The following is a 1278-nucleotide window of genomic DNA, read 5'->3' on the forward strand; positions in this document are numbered from 1 at the left end:
AATCGCTTTCTTTCGATATTTTGGAACAATCACAACGTGATATTTGCAATAATGTTTAACGTGAGCTTGGCTCTGCCAGTCTCTCATATGACCTCCTTTGAACTTGCCGGTTCTATAAAGGAGGTCATTTTCCCATCGATGCACGCTGTTACGGCAGAGCCTTTTCGAGTCACACCGCCAGAGGCGGTGGTTTACCAAGTTTCAATTAATTAATAACTTCAGGTATTGCAGATTCCGTGAAAACATCATCTTATCAGTTATCTGTTAGCAGGCACTGCTTTACATGTTGCTAGAAACAATCGTGGCTTAGAGAGAGATTCTTGGTTATCCACAAAATTAGTGGATAAACGGCTTTTAACCAAAATAATCAACCAGATGCATAAATGATTGGTGCTACGAAATTGCAATATGCGCCATATTGACCACACTGTTAATAACAACAATGGATTTCTCAGGTTTTCTTTGTCGTTCGAAACGCCTCCCCGATAAAAAGGAGGCGTTTTGCTTCTGTATCTAGCATGACATTAAAATGTGATGTTTACCCAAACAAACAAAAGTCCAAACGACACAAATCGCTAATAAGTCTATTATCAACAACGTCTCTTAACCTGCAACTAAGAGCGAAAAAATCTGTGCGTGATTTTTATGAGCCCTGAACCAAGGGCTCTTTTTTTGTACGTAAGCAACAGAGGGTAGTCCCCATTTCAGCGAAAATTCCAATTTGGCTTCAGCTATACCACGCTTTGTTCGTGGCCTTCTGCAATTCGACCATATGACAAAAATTGTAAGTAGCGATGCGCTATGAATGACATACTTTGAATGATCACACCAGACAACGGGGCGGCCTGACAAGTTACTGGACAAAAATTAGGTTCGGAAAATCATACATTAGCAAATCATGAATAACTATAGGTATGGCAGGATGAAAAAAGCCCACTATCAGGAGCTAAGAGAGTGGGCGAATAAAATACTAATGGTAGAAAGTATAATGATTATGCATTTAACAGTATAGGCAACAAAGTTTATACTGACGAACTTTATTGGTACATAATTTTTCAGCAAATCACTGCTATCTGTTAACCTCTAATAAAGATTGTTTAATGTCAGAATCATTTTTGGACAGAATGTATGGTACGCCCCGTTTTGCAAGTGAAAATTCCAAAATAACGGAGTTGGTTTGCGCTAATGTATTCAGAGTCTAATTGAGACCAATTTACTTTAGCCCCAGCTCTACGATGAGATCCGCGCCAGATTGTCCTCAAAAATGAGAAAGCATTC

Annotated in this window: 1 protein-coding gene; it reads left to right on the forward strand. The window is 39.1% G+C overall.

What is annotated here, in order from left to right; all coding sequences use genetic code 11:
- Positions 1–213: hypothetical protein (locus VTH8203_RS24685; RefSeq protein ID WP_208617795.1), on the forward strand; the 213-nt coding region annotated here is incomplete at its 5' end.
- Positions 214–1278 lie beyond the last annotated feature (1065 nt).

It is taken from the genome of Vibrio thalassae (genome assembly GCF_900089835.1).
GTDB classification, from domain to species: domain Bacteria; phylum Pseudomonadota; class Gammaproteobacteria; order Enterobacterales; family Vibrionaceae; genus Vibrio; species Vibrio thalassae.